Here is a 19334-nt window from a genome sequence, read left to right on the forward strand (position 1 = left end):
CACTCCTCTACTATCGCCTTCCCTTCTATAAATTTTAGCGAGTTCTGCGATGCGAATGCCATGGCCTCCTCCTTGGTCATCGACCTCCCGGTATCGCTCAGCATCTCCACTATCGTTGCAGACGGGATCAGGCCGGCGGACTCGACGAGGTAGGTGCTCAGCTCGGTGTGCCCCCTCCTCCTACCGAAATAGCCCTCCCGTGCTATAAGGAGTATCACATGGCCCGGGCTCCTGAAGCGCCTGGCGAACTCCACTGTTGCCCTCTCGCCGAACTCCTCCAGCTCGCCGAGGAACCTGGCGAACTCCGATATGGTCAGGGCCTGTCCACGTCCGGTATTCCGGTGAACGTGTTCCTGTGGTTTACCGTGAGTGAGAAGGAGCTGTTCCTGTCATATTTTAGATCGGATGCATCGAGCAGGATGTCGGGCACCAGGGAAGAGGTCCTCAGGACGTCCTCCAGGTACGGTAGACCAATGGCGGAGGCCATCTCCTCGGTCACCGTGGTGCATATGAGGCCGCCCCCCCGTACTTCCTCATGAACCTGACCTTTTCAGGAGTGATGAACTGGGAGGCGAACACTATGTCCGTCTCTCTCTCCCTCCCGTCGAAGTCGTAGACGAGGACTGGCCTCCCGGCCTGAGTTCCTCCGCTATCTCTGTGAGCATAGGCATGGATGCCGGGGGGGATGGTTATAAATATGTGGGTAGATACTCATTTTTTGGTAAATGTTCACGATATATAATCCACTTCAATACACATACGTGGCAGTGAGGCCCTACAGGGATAGCGACTTCGAGGCAATAGTGGAGATAGAGAGGCTTTCCTTTCCAGTGGGAGCTTACAGCAGGCGCATGCTGAGGCACATGCTGAACGAGGAGGGTTCCAGGACACTGGTCTACGAGGACGGCCGTGTCCTTGGCTACATTACCGCCATTCCCCTGGACACCGTTTCCTTTGACGTGGAGAGCATTGCAGTGCTTCCTGAGGCCCAGGGCAGGGGGGGCATAGGTAGGCAGCTCCTCTCCGCGGTGGAGGAACTGATGGCACAGGAGGGCTTCACAGTATCGATACTGGAGGTGAGGGAAAAGAACAGCGGTGCCATCAGGTTCTACCAGAACATGGGGTACCGAATCATATCGTTCATGCCGAAGTACTACAGGGAGGAGTTCGAGGGCTCCAGGGGGGCATACAGGATGCTGAAGTTCATAGGCCAGGAACGCTGATTCCGTCCCTTGTGGCCACCAAGATGTACCTGTCCTCCAGCGACTTCATGAGGGACCTGACCAGGGGGGAAACCTCCGTTATGGGCACCTCGTCGCCACCCATCCTTATGTTTATCGTGCTCTTCACCCTTGAGGGGCCGGAGAACTCCAGTGGCGGTATTATGTCGAGGACATAGTCGCCCTCACTCATGGACGAAATGGCACTCTTGACCCTGCTGAGGTCCTCGCCGGAGTACCTTATCCTCACCACTGCCTTAAAGAGCCTGCGGCCCGTTATCTCCCTGTAGCAGGCCTCAGGTATGGACTCCATAATTTCGGCATCCGTGAGCCTGAACACGTTACCGACCCTGTCCCTGCAGCTGCGCAGGGCGTTGTTCAGCATCCCCCCCTGAGCTATCCTGCAGGTCTTGTGGAAGTAGACAGACCTGTACATGAGAATCCTGTTTATCAGGAGAGATTCGATTGCGGGTAGCCCCTTCTCCTCCACCACGAACCTGCCGTCCTCGGGCTCCAGCACCTCCATTATCCTCCTGTAGTCCACTGAGCCAGTGGATACGCCGCACATCAGTGAATCGCGCCTCAGGTAGTCCATCTCATCAACATCTATAGGCCCGCTGACGAGGGAGGAGTAGGGAACACCCGGATCGGCAGACATTATTGCTGCCACCTCCCTCCTGTCTATGCCATATGCCTCGAGGATGCCGGGGGGGATCTGGCTGTCGGCGAACGGCTCCTCACCGAGAACTATCCTCCTGCCTGCCTCCTCATGGTCCATGCCGGTCCACTCCCTGAAGAGCGGCTCCACACTGTGGCTGAACGGGGGGGGTGGCCTATGTCATGGAGGAGGGCTGCCGCTTCCAGCTCGAGCCTATTCTCAAGGGCAAAGTGGTCAGCAAAGGCCCTGGCAAGGTAATAGGTGCCTACCGAGTGCTCGAACCTGGTGTGGTTTGCACCGGGGGGGAAGACCAGGTAACACAGGCCGAGCTGCCTTATATACCGGAGCCTCTGGAACTCAGGTGTATCTATGATTTCAAGAAAGGGACCGTCGAACCTGACCGGTCCGTTCACGGGGGGGTCCTGAATCACCTTGTACTCGTGCATCCGGATCTTCCGCGTGAAGAGCCGGACACACCCGGATCGGACCAGATGTCCTGGTAGGTGCCCCCCCTGCTTCCTCTCTACCCCCCCGCACCCCCCTCCAGCATCGGTAGTCCAGGATACCGTTGCTCCCTTCCGGGCCTGGCGGGTTTTCCTGGCAGATCTGGCCCCCAGCCTCCTTTGAGGCTGAAGGCCAGAACCTCCGATCCAGAGGGACAGAGCTTCATGGATTCCACAGGGCCTGCCAGAAGTCTGGGTGCCCTCTCCGGGCTGTCGCCCCCGCGTCTAGACTTCGGGTAACAGGGGGGGACGCCTAACCCCCCGGCCAAGTCCGGCATGTGCCCAATGATAACCTCTGTATAAATATTATCCCGGTGTCCCCAAGGGCCCATGAGACCTTTAATAATCGTGAATCAATCGCCATCCAATGCGCAGGTACAGTGTGGAGATAAGCCTCAGGGAAGGGGGGGTTGAGGACCCGGAGGCCATAACGGTAGCCAAGAACCTAAGGACCCTTGGATTCAGGGTATCTTCTGTGGCCACCAGGAAGGTGTACGAGTTTGAGTTCGAGGAGGGTGAGGAGGAGGCCAGGAAGAAGGTCGAGGACATAGCGAGAAAGATCCTGACCAACCCTGTCATCCACAGGTACGAAATAAGGGAGCTCGATCCCTGAGCTCTGGGAACTGCTCAGCCAGTTGGATGCAGGCCACTGCATACAGGCAACTGTTGAGGCATTCTGTTCCCGCTGGATAAGCCAGCGCTGTCGCCTCTGGGGGAGGGGGTTGCCCTGCCTGCGGGGGGGGACAGCCGGACATGTTCTGCCTGTGAGCTAAAGGGCTGTGACCCTGTGCATGGGCCACCCATTACAGAGCGCGATGTATGTGTTCTCCTGGATACCGGGAAATGGGCCTTCACCCCCACCTGAATGTATGGCCCTGGGCCGCCACTGTGCACCCTTGCTTCTGCGTGGCTGTTCCGGGGGGGACATTTTCCTCACGCGATCGGGTGTGGATGGATAATGTACATACGGTGTCTGTACACACAGCAATATATCCACGTGAGGCCATGAAATATGGATGTGGAATATCCCCCCCACTGTGGCGGGGTTTCCACCGCAGACATGCGCTGCGGTGCCAGTACCCTCCAGGGCACACCGGTGTTCCTCCGGGCCCCCCCGGCCATGACCGTGCGGGTGGAATGCCCATAGGAGAGAGGCGCCCTCTGAGTGCGGAGGTGCAGCGGCAGTGCTGAACCCACACAATAGCTGTGGAACGTGTTGGGGGGGGATGGAATCCGGCTCGGTATGGAGATCGGCAGGAACGCCTCTGGCACCACGGAAAGGATTTAACATAGATCGGGATTGTGGTCAACCCTTGCAGGAGTGCATCATGTGCCCTGGGCCGTGGCTCAAAGCAGCAGTGCGTGGTGTCTGGCTGCCTGCCCGAACAATGCCTGCCGCCTTTGTGCAACAGGCATGGTGCACAGTTTAGACTGCAGGTTCCGGTTGCAGGGGGTTTGCCGGCTCCTGGATTCATGGCCCCCCCATGGATGGATGGGGCAGGGGGGTTCGCATGGAAACAGCATATGGGGATGAGGTCAGGATAACTGGACTCTCGGACGAGGAACTTGGCAGGCTCTCTTCAGACCTTGGCCTGTCCCTGTCGCTCACGGAGATGAAGATGCTCCAGTCATATTTCAGGAACCTGGGCAGGGAGCCCACGATGGTGGAGGTCCAGGCCATGGCACAGGCATGGAGCGAGCACTGTTGCTACAAGTCATCAAAGTTCTACCTTAAGAGGTACCTATCAGGCCTCAAATCGCATACACGATCCTTGCCATGGAGGACGATGCGGGAGTTGTTGAGTTCGATGAGGAGCACGCCTACGTCCTGAAAATGGAGAGCCACAACCACCCCCCCAGTGCCGTTGAGCCCTACGGTGGAGCCGCAACCGGAGTCGGTGGGATAATCAGGGATGTGCTCTGCATGGGTGCCAAGCCGGTGGCGCTCCTCGATTCGCTCTTCCTCCCCCCCATGCCCGGAACAGAGAAAGGAGTGCTCCCCCCCGACAGGTACCTGATATCCGGCATAATAGCAGGCATAAGGGACTACGGCAACAGAGTCGGGATACCCACGGTGGCGGGCTCCATTGACTTCCATCCCTCATACTCGTCCAACCCGCTTGTGAATGCGGGCTGCGTTGGCATTATGAGGAAGGAGAACCTCGTGAGGAGCAGGGTTGACAGGCCAGGCCTGCTCCTTGTGCTGGCAGGCGGAAGGACCGGGAGGGACGGCATTCACGGAGTGAACTTTGCGTCCAGGAAGATCGAACAGGACAGGGAGAACAGGACCTCCGTGCAGCTCGGCAATCCAATAATCAAGGAACCGCTCATCCACGCCTGCCTTGAGGCCGTAGAGGCCGGCATAGTGGCTGCCATGAAGGACCTGGGCGGCGGCGGGCTCTCCAGCTCTGTTGGGGGGAGATGTGCCACGCTGGCGGCTACTCTGCGGAAGTGTACCTTGACAATGTCCTGCTCAAGGAGAGCGGCATGGAGCCCTGGGAGATATGGGTGAGCGAGAGCCAGGAGAGGATGCTCCTCGCCGTGGAAGAGGGCAACCTCGGGAAGCTCTCGGAGATATTCAGTTCATGGGACATAGAGTTCTCGGTCATAGGCAGGGTCAAGGAGGGGGGGCATAACCTGGTTATATGGAGCAGGGGGGGAAGGAAAGTCCTGGACCTTGACCTGAATTTCCTGACGTCCGGGCCGGTGTACGCAAGGCACTACCTCAACCCTGAGAAGAGGGAGAAGGCAACAGTGCTTGCAGCGGAGCCGAAGGACCTGAATGCGTTCTGCCTGGATTTCATCGGCTCGCCCAACCTGTGCTCCAGGGAGCACGTCATAAGGCAGTACGACCACACGGTGAAGGGTAACACCGTTGTGAGGCCCTTACGGGCCAGCCAAACCATGAGACGCACTCCGATGCAGCTGTGATAAAGCCACTGGAGAATTCTTACAGGGGGGGCCTCGTGCTCACATCCGGCTCAAGGCCCCCTCATGGTCAGTGCAGACCCCCTACATGGGAACGCTCAACACAGTGGCTGAGGCCTACAGGAACATACTCGCAGCAGGTGGCAGGCCACACTCCCTTGTAGATTCCCTGAACTTCGGTGACCCGGAAGACCCTGCAATCATGGGCCAGTTCGTAGAGAGCGTGAGGGCCATCGGAGACTTCTGCAGGCGCACAGGGCTGCCAGTTGTATCAGGTAACGTGAGCCTGTACAACGGCTCAGGCCATGAGGGCATAATACCGACGCCAACCATAATGATGGTCGGGATAATAGGGGGATGTCAGGAAGGCGTGGACACCTGAGTTTAAGGAGGGTGGGAACCCAGTCTATCTCATAGGGGAGCAGTCGGACGACCTGGGCGGAAGTGAGTTCCTGAGGTTCACTGGCCAGGGCCTGGTGGCTGCCCAGAACTGGACCTGGATGAGCTGGAGAGGATATCCGAAGGCATGCGATCCCTGGACCCTGCAGTGATAAGGGCCTGCCATGACGTCTCCACAGGTGCATATTCTCAGCACTGTGCGAGATGTCGTTCGGTAACGGGATAGGCGTGGACTGCGACCTTACCCCCGATCTCTGGAGGCAGGACAGTGTGCAAGCTCTTCTCCGAAGGCGGGAACAGGTTCATAGTGGAGGTGGACAGGTCGAGGGAAGAGGAGTTTAGGTCGGCACTGCCAGGAGTACAGAAGACCAGGATAGGAGTGACGGGGGGGGCACCAGGGTCCGCATCTCAGACATGGGCAGGGTGGCGGTTGACCTGTGCATTCCGGACCTCTACGAAAGGTGGTCCACTGGCATATGGGGGGGTGGTGTGAATGGACCTCCTCAACAGGTACCGGAGGTAGAGGGCTTCAACGTAACCCTTCACACCAGGTACAGGTTCAACTTCGATGGCGGAAGGACATGCGGCTTCATCAGGGTCATAGGTGGAGAGCCAGGCGGTGACGAGGAAGACTACGAACTCTACATGGAAGTGCTGGAGTGCGGCCTGACGCCTGAGAAGGTGGACGAGGCAGAAGAGAGGGTTGTTAGAGAAATAAGGGAGGGAAGGATCGATGTCTCCCTCTAGGACAGGTCCACAGTGACCCTCACCCTGGAACCGTCCTTGAGCCCGAGTTTTCCCCCTTAGGTATTCTTTTGATATGACCTCTATCGTATCTGTGTAGACCGAGCGCTCCGGCAGGATAACTGCGCAGTCTTCGCCCCCCAATCCTTGCCCTGAATGCCTTCACGGCGCCGAACGTCCGGTCCTCGGTCTTGAAACCCTCAATCCTTATGCCCTCGCTGCTCCTCATCCTCCTCAGGTTCCCCCCCTCATAAAGGGGGTCTACCTTTACGTTGAGTGTGCCCAGGTAAGGTATGAAGCCCAGTTTCTCCTGGAACTGCACTATGTAGCCCTTCCTCGACACATAATACCTACCCTCTCCCAGGCCGCTCTTCACCTCCCCCCCCTCTATGACCACCCTCATGTCCTGTGAGAGGATCCTGCTCAGCTCGTTCAGCTCGCCGTAGAGCACCTCCAGGCCGCTGTCCGTTATCTCTATGACCTGCTTCCTGTTCTCCAGCTTCCTCCTTATGTATCCCTTTTCCTCCAGCTCGATAAGGAGCCTGGACGCTGACTGCTGGCTGAACCCCAGGACCTGGCCAAAGCGTACGGTGGTCATGTAGACTGAGTTGCTCTTACCTGCCTCTTTCTTTATGGCCTTGAGGGCCTGATAACTCCTCTGCTCCATCCAGACTTCTCCCCCTGGAATACCTGAACACGCCGTTCCTGCTCATGCTTATGGTCCTTATGCCCATGGTCCTCAGCCTCGCCCTCAGTCCCGCGTCATCAGTGATGACCGGCATCCCTGTCCTTGATGCTACGGATACGATGCAGTCATCCCCCCCAGAACCCTCAGATTCCAGGGTGTCCATCCTCGAGGCCATTTCCAGTGCCAGGGAAGCGTGCCTCACACTCTTCCTGAGGGCCTCCAGCTCACGGAGGACACAGAGGGGGGGCACAAAGACCCTGTGGATACCCAGCTGCTCCGAAACACCCCTCCGGACGTCAATGCCACTGAGCGCTGCGTAAATCAGCACGTTTGTGTCCACAATTGCCGACGTGTCCATCTAAGAGCTTTCCCTGTCAACTATCTCCGCCACTGCCGTGTTGTTCTTCACCTTCTTTATCAGCACCCTGACCGTCTCACCCTTCTTCGCGCCCGGTATGAGTATGGTGTAACCCCCCCTGTAGTTGGCCCTACCCTCTCCGGAAGGCCCGACGGTTGAGACCTCCACAACGTACTGCTTGCCCTCCTCCAGCCCCCCCTGTTCGCTGGCCCTGGATTCCCTAACAGCCCTAATGGGGGTGCTGGGCACCACAGGCCTTGCAGACAAGCACGCTTGTCCTGCCTATCTTCTGGATCTCCGTGTCAGGGGGGGCGTTGCATTCATAACAGAACACGTACGTCTCTAGGTACTCCTGTATCTTCTGCGATATCTGCTCCTGCGTCAGCTTCCTCTCTATTATGAGCCTCTTCCCGTCTATGTTCGCACCGATGCCGAACTCGTGCATCAGGAACTTTGCAACGTCCTTAGGGTCCCTGTTGATTATATCAACAATGTCCATGAAGTTCCTTATGATCGTGCTCTTACCCTCTGAACACCTCGGGCTCCGGGATCTGCAACCTTGACTGGTTCCTGGTTGCCTTTGCCAGTACGGAGGAGCTCCTGTTCAGGAGTTCTTCATAATTGAATATATCCATAGGGGGGGCAATCACCAGCCTGTTAATTAACCTTGACACATTTTAAATAATAAAATCTTTAATTTATAACCTCGGATATTAAGCTGTACGTACATGTCCATAACCGTGAGGCCTGTGTATACCGGCGAGTCAGGAAAATAAAGGTTTTGCAGCGTATGTACTGACGCAGGTTGTATGTACCGGTGTCATACGCAATGTGCCATGAGCGTACTAACACTACAAACCTTTAAATACATCCATGCTGTTTTTTGTTTGAGGTCTGGAGACTTGGAGAGCAAGGACACGAAACTCGTAATCAGGATAAGCCAGGCGGACATAGAAGAAATTGACGAGTTCATAGAGAGGAATCCAAGGTTTTCCAACAGATCTGAATTCATCAGGCATGCAACCATGGACTATATAGCAAGGAGCAGGGCAGGCATCATCGAGCCGCAGAACAACGGCATCAACGTGAAGATAGACAGGGCCTTCCAGAGGGCAATACAGAAGCTAGTATCCGAGGGCCTGTTCTCATCAGTTGATGACTTCATAACAGCAGTCCTCCAGGAATCCCTGAAGACAGGGCTCGTAAGGAGGATGATCCAGGACAAGCAGGAGCAGTACAGGAGCCTCCTCGGCCAGCTGGGAAAGGACCTGGACACCGATTCCGAGCTGGAGCATGGGGGGGGATAGATAAATAGGGGGGGAGAGTGAGGTCTGTAAATGGAAGTTGTGGATATAAGCAGTCTGGAAAAGCTGTTCCGTGACCACATAAAGGGCTTCTTTGAGGAACGCATGGACAATGTGGTTGTCGGTGTGGGCCGCACCGCACTCGACGTGATAAGGAGGATCGTGCCCATAGAGATGAGGCGTGTTTCATACTACGCCCTGCTTGAGGACAGGCACGAGGCCCCGGATCCTGAGGGAGTGCTTGAGGTGAGCAGCGCCTCGCAGGCAGAGGTGAAGGTCCTGTCCGAGGGTTCCCTCTCAGTGCTCGGTGAGCAGGTCCTTGGCCAGAAGAACGCCGTGGACGTTGAGGTACTCATAGTGCCCTCAGAGGCGGCCGAGGAGAGGGTGAGGATGGTCCCCCCCTACCTGGAGAGGATGGGCAGGTCACTCTCCTTCCTCATCTTCGCCGACCTTTCGGACGAGTTCGCGAGGAAGAGCATGGTCACGCTCTCCGACCTGATGAGCGCCAGGAAGATCCCACACCTCTGCGTGGCGCTCAAGCCCCCCCAGGGAATCACGCAACCTGAGGGCAGCTGCAGAATGGGCCATAGGCACTCTCGAGGCTCTGGCCGCTTCCTCAGGACTTACGAACGCCACCTACCTAGGGCACTGAGTGAGAGGAGGAAGGCCGAGGAGAGGCTCCTGGAACTCATGGCCAGGGAGGTGGAGACCCTGTCCATGAAGATAACGTCTGCCGTTGAGATATCAAAGTACGAGATTATGGTTCTGGCAACCAGGTAGGGTCAGAGGGTAGAGTGGACCTCCCTCTCGCCCATGTTCCTCTCGCAGTACACGCACCTCAGGACAAGTGGCTTCTTGCTGACCACAATGAACTCGCTGGTAACAGGTTCCTTCTTGTTAGATATGCAGCTCCTGTTTGAGCACTGGACTATCCCCACCACCCTCTCTGGGAGGTCGACCTGGAACTTCTCCGTGATCTCGTAGTTCTTCACTATGCTTATAGTTGCCTCCGGCGCAACGAGGGCAATCCTGTCTACCTCGTGCTTCTCCAGGAACCTGTTCTCTATCTTTATGACGTCCTTCTGCCCCCCCAGCTTCTTGCTAGGCACCCTCATGCCTATGCTCACCGAATACGGTGCGTTCTCGTCTATCTTTAATATGGAAAGGACCTTGAGTGCCTTTCCCGCGGGCACATGGTCCAGCACGGTCCCCTCCCTGATCTTGGATATCTTGAGCGTCCTGTCCTCCATCACGATCACTCCAGTATCATGGATATGAGTGCCATCCTCACGGGCACACCATAAGATGCCTGCACGAAATACTTTGCGTTCTTCGTGTAATCAACCTCCGGCTTTATCTCGTCCACTCTCGGCAGTGGGTGCATTATTATGGCGTCCTTCTTCATCTTTGAAACAGATGCCTCATCTATTGAATACGACCCTATGACGCTCCTGTACTCGTTCTCGTCGCTGAACCTCTCCTTCTGTATCCTTGTGACGTACAGCACATCCAGGTCAGGGAGTATGTCGTCAAGGTTGTCCACCACCTTCACGCCCGCCGGTACCCTGGACATTATGTGGTCTGGCAGTGCAAGTACCGGGGGGGTGAGACGAGGAAGATCTCCACGTCGTACCTTGCAAGTGCAAGTATGAGTGAGTGCACCGTCCTCCCGTACCTCAGATCGCCCACCAGTGCAACCCTGTTGCCGTCTATCCTGCCCCCCCTTTCCCTCCTTATTGTGTAGAGGTCCAGAATGGTCTGCGTTGGGTGCTGGCCAGAGCCGTCCCCTGCGTTTATGACCGGCTTCGTGGAGAACTTGGAAGCGAGCCTGGCGGCACCCTCCAGCGGGTGCCTGATGACCACTATGTCTGAGTATGCGTTGACCATCCTCACTGTGTCTGCCAGCGTCTCGCCCTTCGATGTGGACGAGGACTGGGGGGGCTCAGCCATAGAGATCACGGAGCCACCGAGCCTGTGCATGGCGCTCTCGAACGACATCCTGGTCCTCGTGCTGGGCTCGAAGAACAGTGTGGCCATGATCTTGCCCTCCATGGTCCTGTTCCTCTTCTCGCCCAGCGCGTACGGCAGCATCTCGTCCGTTCTCCTGAAGATCTCCTCGAGGTCCTCAGTTGAAACGTCATCTATGGATACAACGCTCTTACCCTTCAACATCCGAGGGGAATGTCCAGGTTCAATGATAATGTTTGCACACAGGGAATCGGGTGTCACCGGGCGTCATGATAATGTCAAATGCCGGTGCACATTTTTCTAATACATCCCGATGTACAGGCATGGCCGTGAGAGATTCCAGGATAAGCGGTTTCTTCAGGCTCACTCCAGTCGAGAGGCTCAGGAAGGTGGCGGAACTGGTGGGCCTCACTGAACAGGAGGTGGCCACACTCCAGATGACCGGGTCGATGGGGGATCGATGTGGCGGACAAGCTGGTCGAGAACGTGATCTCAACGTTGGAGATGCCACTGTCCGTGGCCCCGAACTTCAGGGTCAACGGTAAGGACTACCTGGTGCCGATGGCGATAGAGGAGCCATCGGTGGTTGCGGCCTGCTCCAACGCCGCCAGGATCGCAAGGGAGGGAGGTGGATTCAGGGCATATGCAACGGAGCCCCTTATGTACGGGCAGGTGCAGGTGATCGGCGTGCCCGATCCAACGTGGCCAGGGTGGAGATACTCTCCAGGAAATCCGAGATCCTTGAACTGGCCAACACGGCCAGCCAGACCCTTAAATCCAGGGGGGGGCAGGGGGGGCGAGGGATCTCCAGGTCAGGGAAGTCCCGGGGGGGCTTGAAGGGCAGGTTGTCGTCCACCTGGTAGTTGACGTGATGGACGCCATGGGTGCGAACGTAATAAACACGATGTGTGAGAGGGTGGCACCACTGATAGAGGAGGTCACTGGAGGGAGGGTGAACCTCAGGATACTCAGCAACCTCACCCCGCTGAGGACAGCGTACGCCTGGGCAAGGTTCAGGAAGGAACTTATAGGTGGCGAGGAGGTGGTGAATGGCGTTGTGGAGGCCTGGAGGTTCGCACAGATGGACATATTCAGGGCAGCCACTCACAACAAGGGCATAATGAACGGCATCGACGCCGTGCTGGTTGCAACGCTGAACGACTGGAGGGCCGCAGAGGCCAACGCGCACGCCTACGCCGCCATAGGCGGCTACAGGTCGCTGACGAGGTATTCTGTGGACAGCAATGGGAACCTGATAGGCTCCATAGAGGTGCCACTGGCCGTCGGTGTGGTCGGTGGGACCACCGGAGCGGTGGAAAAGGCCAGGATAGCGAGGAAGATCCTGGGCGCTCGGATGCGAGGGAACTGGCGTGCATTCTGGCCAGTGTGGGCCTGGCACAGAACTTTGCAGCCCTGAGGGCACTGGCAGACGAGGGGGGGATACAGAGGGGGGGTCACATGTCCCTGCACGCCAGGAACGTGGCGGTCACGGCCGGGGCCTCACCACCCGAAGTGGATGCCGTGGCAAAGAGGCTTGTAGAAGAGGGTAGGATAAGCGTGAGCAGGGCAAGGGAGATACTGCAGGAAATGAGGGGCGGTGGTTCAGGAAATAATAAATAAAGTTTCACGATGCTTCAGGGAGCCTCAGATGGAGAATGAGCTTGAAGCCCTGCTGAACAGCGGGGGATCTGAACCTTCAGAAGGAAAAGTACATGGATGCAGTGAGGGACTACACAAAGGCGTACGAGATCGTCGGGGACTCTGACGAACAGATGAAAGCAGACATATGCTACAGGCTTTCCCAGGCCTACCTCTCCCTGGAGAGGCGGAACCCTGAGAACTCCCTAAAATTTGCGAAAGAGGCGCTCAGCATACACGAGCGCCTGGGCGACGAGGAAATGGTTGTGATGGATCTATTGAATATCGGTTACATTAGCTTCGAGGGTGGCAGGAAGGAGGAGAGCGAATCTTACTACAGGAGGGCAATAGAGATCTCTGACAGGAGGGAAGATCCGCTCCTGCTGTGCATGAGCCTCAACGCCATGGCCGACTTCATGGTGGAGGCCAGGAACGACCCTGACGGGGGGGCCGACAGGATATACTCACGCGTAATGCAGATAGCGGAGCAGACCTCTGACTGGGAGAACTACTTCGAGGCGTACAGGGGGGGCAGGATAGAGGTCCTGCGCAAGAAGGGAAAGGAGGAAGAGGCCCTGAAGATGGCCATGGAGGCAATAGACAGGATCGATGACGTACTGGGGGGGAAGATAAAGAACAAGAAGGAGAGGAGGGAGTTGAGGAAGGGGCTCTCCTACATATACGACGTGGCGTCCGACATAGCAATGGAAATGGAAGACGTGGACAACGCCATAAGGATAGCGCAGAGGATGAAGGACGAGGACTAGCCCTTCCTCATGGATTCCAGGACTTCCCTTGCGTACTGCCTGACATCGATGCCCTCATCTGAGAGCGCTGCCATGAGGGCCATCTCGAAGCTCACGTATTTTAAGTTGCCCTGAACCTGCTTTGCCCTCTCTATGGCCTGCCTCTTTGTGAACTTTCCCGAGGCAACGGCCTCGTCAAGCAGGCGGTCAACCAGTGGCCTGTCGGTGCTCGTTGCAAAGAGTTCCTCTGGCTTAACGCTGAAGTCCAGGGGCACTATGACGCCCCCGGTGCTGAAGTTGGGCAGGAGGCGCCCATCGCGCTCGACAAGCAGGCCCTCCCTCACAGACTCTGAGACGAAGCGCCTGACATCATCCGGCGAAAGGAGGGCCCTCTTAAAGGATAGTACGTTCACGAAGTCCTGCTGGACAAAGGACTTCTGATCCCTCTTCGAGTTAGCGGTTATCGCTATCAGTTTCCTGGCCAGTCCTTGTTCATGCCAAAAATGGTCTGTTTTTTTTCAGTTCAGCTTGGCCAGTTCCTCCTCTATCTTCTTGTAGTCAGGCTCCTTGGAGGGGTCGTCGCTGACCCACTTGTACCTGACTACGCCGTCCCTATCCAGTATGAAGATCGACCTCTTGGACGCTGTGAGGCCTGGCACGTTCACGAAGTTCTCATGGAGCACGTCATACTTCTTCGAGATCTCCCTGCTCGCGTCGCTCAGCAGGTCGAACTTCAGGTTGTTCGCCTTTGCAAACTCCGCCAGCGAGAACGGCTGGTCCACACTGATCCCGACCACCTTGGCATTGAGGCCGTTGAGCTTTGCCATGGAGTCCCTGAACGTGCACATCTCCTTCGTGCACACGGATGTGAAGCACCCGGGAAGAATGCCAGGACAACCTTGCTTCCCCCCCTGTAGTCGGAGAGCTTCTTCACCTTCAGGTTCGTGTCTATCGCCTGGAAGTCTGGAGCTTTTTCACCCACGTTCACAGCCATGTTGACACCGGCAAGCAATCGATAAAAACTATAAAATGATAGTGTTTAGCGTTAATTGTGAAGGCAGTATCCTTATGTCGGGGGGGGAAAGGACTCGTTCCTTGCCACACTCATTGCCCTGGAGAGCGGCTTCGACGTGGTCATGTCGGTCACAGTGATTGCGGAAGAGCACTCCCTCATGTATCATTATCCAAACGCCTCGATGGCCAGGTATGTGAGCGGCCTCCTCGGCATCGAGAACGTTATGGTTGAGGAGGGGGGGAAACTCTGGGAACTCATAGGCAACCTGGCCCGGGACGCATCGGCGCCGTGGTGGTCGGAGCCATAGCTTCAGACTACCAGAAGACCAGGGTGGAGATGAAGTGCACAGAGCTGGGTATACTTATGTTCGCTCCGCTCTGGAGGAAGGACCAGGGCATGCTTCTCAACGAAATCGTCATGAGGTCCATAGACGCGATCCTCGTCTCCGTGTCCGCTGAGGGCCTCACTGAAGACCACCTGGGCATGCACCTCGACCGTGATGGTGTGGAGAGGATAATGGAACTCTCGAGGAAATACGGAATGAACCCATCCGGCGAGGGGGGGGCGAGTACGAGAGCTTCGTCCTGTCGTTCCCAGGTGCCGGGAGGATAAGGATCAGGAGGTCGCACAGGGTGTGGAGGGGCTCCGGCGGGTACCTGATAATAGATGATGCGGGCCTGGATCAGTCCAGCGTGGCCTGAACCCCCCCTGAGCCGTCGGTTAGCGAGTACTTCCTTATTCCCAGGAGCGCGTCTACCATGGACCTCAGGAGCTTAATCGTGTGGTACGGGTCTATGCTCTCCGGTTCTATGAGTATGTTGCTCCTCGGTATCTCGACGCCCAGCCTCTGCAGGTCCTGTATGTAGCGGATGCGGGAGGGGCTGTTCACCCTCCTAAACCTCACGGGGGGGGCTCAACGTTGCACCTCTCCACCTCCCTCAGGAACACAGGCCTGTTGAAGAGCACATGCAGCAGGAGGAGGGCGCTGTCGCCAGAGGTCTGCTCGTCCACTTCCCTGGCCACCCTGCCAACAACGTCATAGACGTCCGGGGGCCTCTTTTGAGGCAAGGGAATAGAGCCTGAACGGCTTAATCTCCCTTGCCTTCAGGTCACCGGCATCCGCAAGGCCCCCCCTCAGGTAGCCGGAGAGCATGACCCTGTGCATGCCATGGCCCTCCTTCCTCAGCATTTCCTCTATCTGCCTCTGGGACTTCTCCCCCCCGTCCCTCAGTGCCCTCAGGATGAGTTCCCTGGGCGTGCTGTCAGTCCCGATCTCCTTCATGGCCCACCATCTCTCTCACTCTTGAGACCGTCCTGTCGCAGATCTCCTCAGCGGAACCGGTGAATGTCCTGGGATCCGATATCCTCTCCAGTTCCTCATCGCTCATGTAGCGCAGGACGCCTAAGTCCCTGAGTGTGGAGCGCAAGGGCCTGCCCGTGCGGTACGATTCCATGCTGGCCCTCCTCACGACCTCGTGCGCCTCCTGCCTTGGCATGCCCCTTTCGGTCAGTTCAGTGACGAGCCTCTCCGAGACCACGAACGGGTCGGAGAGGAGGTTGGCCTCCATCCTCTCAACGTTCACCTGCAGCCTCTGGAAAACGGACTTCATCCTGTGGAGGATGTAATCGGACAGGATGGCAGAATATGGTATCGTGAACCTCTCGAGCGCACTGTTGGTCAGGTCCCTCTCATGCCAGGTGACAGCCGCCTCGAACTCCGGGACGATGAAGCTCCTCACTAGCCTTGCCAGGCTGGCCACGTTCTCTGAGGAGACAGGGTTCCTCTTACTGGGCATTGAGCTCGAGCCACCTGCCTGCTCTCATCAAAGTATTCTGACACTTCCCCTATTTCCGGCCTCTGGAGGTTTCGAACTTCCGTTGCGAACTTCTCCAGCGAGGAAGCGACGTTCGACAGGACGCCAAGGAACTCTATGTACCTGTCCCTGCCCACTATCTGGGTGGCACCTTCTTCGACCCCCCCAAGGCCCAGGATCTGCATCGCCCTCTCCTGGATGCGCAGGGCATCTGGGCCCAGGGAGCACCGGTGCCCACGGGCCCGAGGAGCTTTCCCACAAGTACCCTCTTCCTCATCTCCCTCAGCCTTTCAAGGTGGCGCATCATCTCACTGCAGAACACTGCCACCTTAAGCCCGAAAGTTATGGGGGCTTGCGTGCTGGCCGTGTGTCCTGCCCAGCATGGGCACTGACCTGTACTTTTGGACAAGGTCAGAAAGGACCAGGATGAAGGAGACCATTTCACCCTCGTAAATGCCCAGGAAGTCCTTGATCTGGAGGGCTGTGGCCGTGTCGATGATATCGTTGGATGTTGCGCCCAGGTGAACGTACCTGCCCGCCTCTCCCGCCTCCTGGCTGAGCACCCTCGTGAGTGCCATTATGTCGTGCCCTGTTTCCGCCTCCACCGCCTTGACCTTTTCCAGTGTAACCCTTCCCGAAAGGGCGGCCCGCTCCACCATTTCGGCTGTGCCCCCCCTGGGCACCAGGCCGAACTCCTCCTCCGCCCTGGTGATGGCCGCCTCCACCTTCAGCATGTACAGGAGCCTGCTCTCCTCACTGAATATGGCCTTTGTCTCCTCCCTGCCGTACCTGTATTCTATGGGCGAAACCGTCATCTGTGAGCGCATGTGTTCTGGACTATTAAACTGAACCCGGCACACCCGGGCAGCGAAACAACCTGCCCTGGCAGGGTAGCGTGCCCCTGACAGTACAGAAAACTGTTATTAGAGGTGCATGCATTTTAGTGTATGCCATTCGAGAACGAGACGACATTCGTGAGGATGCAGAAGCAGGGCAGGGAAGCTGAGTTCCATGAGAGGTACGAGAGGGCACTGGAGGACGTCAGGAGGTACTTCGGGAAGGAGTATCCGAACATAGTGGTGAGGGACATAACTGAGGAAAGGAAGATCAAGGACGTGAGCCCGATAGATGGCAGTGAGATAGCCACTTTCCAGCTAGCCTCAAAGGAATCGGTGGGCGAGGCCCTTGACGTCCTGAACAGGAATTACCGGTCCTGGTACTGGAAGGGGGGGTACGTGCACAGGGCGATGACGTTCCTGAGAGCGGCGGAGATGCTGAGTGAGAGGAAGTTCGAGTTTGCCGCCCTCCTGACCTACGAGAACGGGAAGAACAGGACAGAGGCCATGGCCGACGTCGACGAGGGCATAGACTTCATGAGGTATTACGCCCTGAACCTGATAGAGAACCAGGGCTTCAACCGCTTCACTGGCAGGGGGGGATACGACAACGAGGAGAGCATGAGCTACATGAAGCCCTACGGCGTCTTCGCCGTGATCGCTCCGTTCAACTTCTTCGCCATCACTGTGGGCATGACAACGGGCCCGCTGATCACGGGCAATGCGGTGGTGCTGAAGCCTTCGAGTGACATACCTTTAGCCTCCTACCTGTTCGTGAGGCTCCTGCACGAGGCGGGAGTCCCGAAGGAAGTCCTCGCATTCCTCTCCGGCTCTGGCGGTGTTGTTGGCACTGCACTTGTGGAAGACCCAAGGATAGGTGGCCTGGTCTTCACGGGCTCCAAGGACGTCGGGATGAAGCTGTTCCACAAGATAAGCGAGAAGGTGCCGAAGCCAGCCATAACGGAGATGGGCGGCAAGGACTGCGTGGTCGTCACAAACAGGGCGAACCTCGACAAGGCGGTGCAGGGCGTCATAAGGGCTGCCTTCGGGTATGCGGGGGGGCAGAAGTGCAGCGCTGCGTCCCTGGTATTCGTGCAGTCCGGCGTCTATGACAGGTTCCTGGACATGCTGGTGAAGGAGGCCTCCAAGATAAAGCCAGATGACCCCCAGGAAGAAGGAGACGTTCCTGAACCCCCGTTGTAAACAGGGATGCGTTTGAGAAGTACAGGAACCTGATACCCACCCTGCAGAAGGAGGGCAGGGTACTGACAGGGGGGGCTAGGGTTGAGGAGAGGCCAGGCTTCTATGTGCACCCAACCATAGTCGCCGACCTGAGCGACGATGCCTACACGGTGAGGAACGAGCTCTTCCTGCCCATACTGGGCGTGCTCAAATTCAGCACACTTGAGGAGGCTGTGAGGCGCATCAACTCCCTAGATTACGGGCTCACAGGGGGGGGCATATTCTCCGAGGACCCAGAGGAGGTCCGTTACTACTTCGAGAACATAGACGTTGGGGGGGTGGTATACGCGAACAGGGCAAGGGGGGGCGCATCCACAGGCGCCATGGTAGGTTCGCAGCCATTCGTTGGCTGGAAGCTGAGCGGTTCCACTGGAAAGGGTACAGGTTCCTACTATTACCTCCAGCAGTTCCTCAGGGAGCAGGCAGTCACAGTGGCACACCCTGAGGATATTCATCCCTGAAGCTGCCGATGCCAAGGCTTGCGAGCAGTTCCCTTTCGAGGGCGGCCTCCACCTCCCCCCCCTTTCTATTTTCCTTCCAGTCTCGGCCTCCATGCTCGTCATCACAGATGGAGAGAAGCCACAGGGGTTCACCACGCCGAACTTTGAGAGATCGGTGGAGATGTTCAGGGCCGAGCCGTGGAATGTGACAGATGACCTCAGTGCGAAGCCTATGGAACATATCTTCCTGCTGCCCACCCACACGCCGGTCTCCCTGCCCAGCCTACCCTCCGCCCTTATGGAAAACCTGGCCAGCGTGGATACCACGGCCTCCTCCACCTTCTGCACCAGGTCCCTCACATTTATTCCCAGGTCAATCAGGTTCAGTATGTAGTATGTCACAAGCTGGCCCGGGCCATGGTACGTCACGGAGCCGCCCCCCCTCTCGACCCTGACTGCCTCCCCCCCCAGGTTCCCCCCCAGGTCCTCGGGGGCTTGTGTGTATGCCTGCAGTGTAAACGTCAGGGTGCTCCAGGAACATGATCGCACCCTCTACCCTTCCCGATGATACCCCCTCAAGGAGGCGCAACTGGATGGAGTGAGCATAGCCGTAGTCCAGCGTCCCGAAGTGGAGCACGCGAACGCCCATGGGTGAGTATCACGACATGCTATTAACTGCATGCGAGGTTTATATACGCTTTCCATATGTTTCGGCCATGTCGCAGGTCCTGGACCAGGCAGTTCTCTCACAGCTCCTCATAATGATGAAGATATACGAGGGGGGGAGAACAGGCCCTCTGAACTGGCGCGGAGCGTTGGCATAACGAGCCAGG

The 19334-nt window shown here is 57.3% G+C and carries 14 protein-coding genes, 1 other RNA gene and 10 pseudogenes; 11 read left to right on the forward strand and 14 right to left on the reverse strand.

What is annotated here, in order from left to right; all coding sequences use genetic code 11:
- Positions 1–8: 8 nt before the first annotated feature.
- Positions 9–675 (reverse strand): annotated as a pseudogene (gene ribB, locus JCM13583_RS12205) (3,4-dihydroxy-2-butanone-4-phosphate synthase); the annotation flags it as partial.
- Between the two features lie 86 nt (positions 676–761).
- Here ribB and JCM13583_RS04935 point away from each other — a divergent pair.
- Positions 762–1223 (forward strand): GNAT family N-acetyltransferase, encoded by a 462-nt coding sequence (locus tag JCM13583_RS04935; protein ID WP_075056908.1) that lies wholly within the window; start codon positions 762–764, stop codon positions 1221–1223.
- On the opposite strand, the pseudogene JCM13583_RS04940 reads toward JCM13583_RS04935, so the two are convergent.
- A pseudogene (locus JCM13583_RS04940) lies at positions 1204–2324 on the reverse strand (HD domain-containing protein). The gene JCM13583_RS04935 and the pseudogene JCM13583_RS04940 sit on opposite strands and share 20 nt — an antisense overlap.
- A gap of 19 nt (positions 2325–2343) precedes the next feature.
- Positions 2344–2658: signal recognition particle sRNA (gene ffs, locus JCM13583_RS04950), an RNA gene on the reverse strand.
- A gap of 90 nt (positions 2659–2748) precedes the next feature.
- On the opposite strand from ffs, the gene purS reads away from it, so the two are divergent.
- Both purS and purL read left to right on the forward strand, forming a co-directional pair.
- Positions 2749–2994 (forward strand): phosphoribosylformylglycinamidine synthase subunit PurS, encoded by a 246-nt coding sequence (gene purS, locus JCM13583_RS04955; protein WP_075056911.1) that lies wholly within the window; start codon positions 2749–2751, stop codon positions 2992–2994.
- An 898-nt stretch (positions 2995–3892) separates the two neighbouring features.
- Positions 3893–6455, forward strand: a pseudogene (purL, locus tag JCM13583_RS12210) (phosphoribosylformylglycinamidine synthase subunit PurL).
- Here the strand turns inward: purL and JCM13583_RS04985 are convergent.
- The 3 genes and pseudogenes from JCM13583_RS04985 to JCM13583_RS04995 form a co-directional block, all read right to left on the reverse strand.
- Positions 6452–7119, reverse strand: a pseudogene (locus JCM13583_RS04985) (DUF120 domain-containing protein). The pseudogenes purL and JCM13583_RS04985 overlap by 4 nt on opposite strands.
- Positions 7067–7498 carry a hypothetical protein gene (locus JCM13583_RS04990; RefSeq protein WP_075056917.1) on the reverse strand — a complete coding sequence of 144 codons (432 nt, stop codon included), beginning with the start codon at positions 7496–7498 and terminating at the stop codon, positions 7067–7069. Before JCM13583_RS04990 ends, JCM13583_RS04985 begins: the two are co-directional and overlap by 53 nt.
- Positions 7499–8133: pseudogene (locus JCM13583_RS04995) on the reverse strand (translation initiation factor IF-2 subunit beta). It lies immediately after the preceding gene.
- A gap of 252 nt (positions 8134–8385) precedes the next feature.
- On the opposite strand from JCM13583_RS04995, the gene JCM13583_RS05000 reads away from it, so the two are divergent.
- Together JCM13583_RS05000 and JCM13583_RS05005 are read left to right on the forward strand one after the other, a co-directional pair.
- Positions 8386–8805 carry a ribbon-helix-helix domain-containing protein gene (locus JCM13583_RS05000; RefSeq protein WP_162509420.1) on the forward strand — a complete coding sequence of 140 codons (420 nt, stop codon included), beginning with the start codon at positions 8386–8388 and terminating at the stop codon, positions 8803–8805.
- A 30-nt stretch (positions 8806–8835) separates the two neighbouring features.
- Positions 8836–9582, forward strand: a complete 747-nt coding sequence (locus JCM13583_RS05005) for a hypothetical protein (RefSeq protein ID WP_075056919.1) — start codon at positions 8836–8838, stop codon at positions 9580–9582.
- Positions 9583–9584: 2 nt separating this feature from the next.
- Here JCM13583_RS05005 and JCM13583_RS05010 read toward each other — a convergent pair whose 3' ends face one another.
- Both JCM13583_RS05010 and pyrB read right to left on the reverse strand, forming a co-directional pair.
- Positions 9585–10052: an aspartate carbamoyltransferase regulatory subunit gene (locus tag JCM13583_RS05010; protein ID WP_075056945.1), complete on the reverse strand. Its 468-nt coding sequence runs from the start codon at positions 10050–10052 to the stop codon at positions 9585–9587.
- Between the two features lie 5 nt (positions 10053–10057).
- A pseudogene (pyrB, locus tag JCM13583_RS05015) lies at positions 10058–10974 on the reverse strand (aspartate carbamoyltransferase).
- A 119-nt stretch (positions 10975–11093) separates the two neighbouring features.
- Between pyrB and JCM13583_RS05020 the strand changes: the two are divergent.
- Both JCM13583_RS05020 and JCM13583_RS05025 read left to right on the forward strand, forming a co-directional pair.
- A pseudogene (locus JCM13583_RS05020) lies at positions 11094–12390 on the forward strand (hydroxymethylglutaryl-CoA reductase, degradative).
- Positions 12391–12482: 92 nt separating this feature from the next.
- Entirely contained in the window at positions 12483–13175 is a 693-nt protein-coding gene (locus JCM13583_RS05025; RefSeq protein WP_075056920.1) for a tetratricopeptide repeat protein, read from the forward strand.
- Here JCM13583_RS05025 and JCM13583_RS05030 read toward each other — a convergent pair.
- Together JCM13583_RS05030 and JCM13583_RS05035 are read right to left on the reverse strand one after the other, a co-directional pair.
- A complete protein-coding gene (locus JCM13583_RS05030; protein ID WP_075056921.1) occupies positions 13172–13639 on the reverse strand; it encodes a DUF2240 family protein in 468 nt (155 codons plus the stop codon). The genes JCM13583_RS05025 and JCM13583_RS05030 overlap by 4 nt on opposite strands.
- 33 nt (positions 13640–13672) lie before the next feature.
- Positions 13673–14148 (reverse strand): annotated as a pseudogene (locus JCM13583_RS05035) (peroxiredoxin).
- A gap of 112 nt (positions 14149–14260) precedes the next feature.
- Here JCM13583_RS05035 and JCM13583_RS05040 point away from each other — a divergent pair.
- Entirely contained in the window at positions 14261–14476 is a 216-nt protein-coding gene (locus JCM13583_RS05040) for a hypothetical protein (RefSeq protein ID WP_162509421.1), read from the forward strand.
- Entirely contained in the window at positions 14458–14781 is a 324-nt protein-coding gene (locus tag JCM13583_RS05045; RefSeq protein WP_075056923.1) for a hypothetical protein, read from the forward strand. Before JCM13583_RS05040 ends, JCM13583_RS05045 begins: the two co-directional genes overlap by 19 nt.
- Before the next feature lie 70 nt (positions 14782–14851).
- Here the strand turns inward: JCM13583_RS05045 and JCM13583_RS05050 are convergent, their stop codons facing one another.
- The 3 genes and pseudogenes from JCM13583_RS05050 to JCM13583_RS05060 form a co-directional block, all read right to left on the reverse strand.
- A complete protein-coding gene (locus JCM13583_RS05050) occupies positions 14852–15058 on the reverse strand; it encodes a hypothetical protein (protein WP_162509423.1) in 207 nt (68 codons plus the stop codon).
- 147 nt (positions 15059–15205) lie between these two features.
- On the reverse strand, positions 15206–15451 hold the full coding sequence (locus tag JCM13583_RS05055) for a hypothetical protein (protein ID WP_075056925.1): 246 nt from the start codon (positions 15449–15451) through the stop codon (positions 15206–15208).
- Positions 15432–16798, reverse strand: a pseudogene (locus JCM13583_RS05060) (adenylosuccinate lyase). Before JCM13583_RS05060 ends, JCM13583_RS05055 begins: the two are co-directional and overlap by 20 nt.
- Before the next feature lie 132 nt (positions 16799–16930).
- Between JCM13583_RS05060 and JCM13583_RS05065 the strand changes: the two are divergent.
- Together JCM13583_RS05065 and JCM13583_RS13850 are read left to right on the forward strand one after the other, a co-directional pair.
- A pseudogene (locus JCM13583_RS05065) lies at positions 16931–18522 on the forward strand (aldehyde dehydrogenase family protein).
- A gap of 91 nt (positions 18523–18613) precedes the next feature.
- On the forward strand, positions 18614–18895 hold the full coding sequence (locus tag JCM13583_RS13850) for a hypothetical protein (RefSeq protein ID WP_171823427.1): 282 nt from the start codon (positions 18614–18616) through the stop codon (positions 18893–18895).
- On the opposite strand, the gene JCM13583_RS13855 is transcribed toward JCM13583_RS13850, so the two are convergent.
- Positions 18875–19150: a hypothetical protein gene (locus JCM13583_RS13855; RefSeq protein WP_171823428.1), complete on the reverse strand. Its 276-nt coding sequence runs from the start codon at positions 19148–19150 to the stop codon at positions 18875–18877. The two genes, JCM13583_RS13850 and JCM13583_RS13855, sit on opposite strands and share 21 nt — an antisense overlap.
- Positions 19151–19334 lie beyond the last annotated feature (184 nt).

The organism is Thermogymnomonas acidicola JCM 13583 (genome assembly GCF_001316105.1).
GTDB lineage: Archaea > Thermoplasmatota > Thermoplasmata > Thermoplasmatales > Thermoplasmataceae > Thermogymnomonas > Thermogymnomonas acidicola.

Bases quoted from the DNA above. Each gene is read 5' to 3' on its own strand.
- purS (WP_075056911.1), top strand. From the start codon at position 2,749: ATGCGCAGGTACAGTGTGGAGATAAGCCTCAGGGAAGGGGGGGTTGAG.
- JCM13583_RS04990 (WP_075056917.1), bottom strand. From the start codon at position 7,498: ATGGACACGTCGGCAATTGTGGACACAAACGTGCTGATTTACGCAGCG.
- JCM13583_RS05005 (WP_075056919.1), top strand. From the start codon at position 8,836: ATGGAAGTTGTGGATATAAGCAGTCTGGAAAAGCTGTTCCGTGACCAC.
- JCM13583_RS05010 (WP_075056945.1), bottom strand. From the start codon at position 10,052: ATGGAGGACAGGACGCTCAAGATATCCAAGATCAGGGAGGGGACCGTG.
- JCM13583_RS05025 (WP_075056920.1), top strand. From the start codon at position 12,483: ATGGATGCAGTGAGGGACTACACAAAGGCGTACGAGATCGTCGGGGAC.
- JCM13583_RS05055 (WP_075056925.1), bottom strand. From the start codon at position 15,451: ATGAAGGAGATCGGGACTGACAGCACGCCCAGGGAACTCATCCTGAGG.
- JCM13583_RS13850 (WP_171823427.1), top strand. From the start codon at position 18,614: ATGCTCGTCATCACAGATGGAGAGAAGCCACAGGGGTTCACCACGCCG.
- JCM13583_RS13855 (WP_171823428.1), bottom strand. From the start codon at position 19,150: ATGGGCGTTCGCGTGCTCCACTTCGGGACGCTGGACTACGGCTATGCT.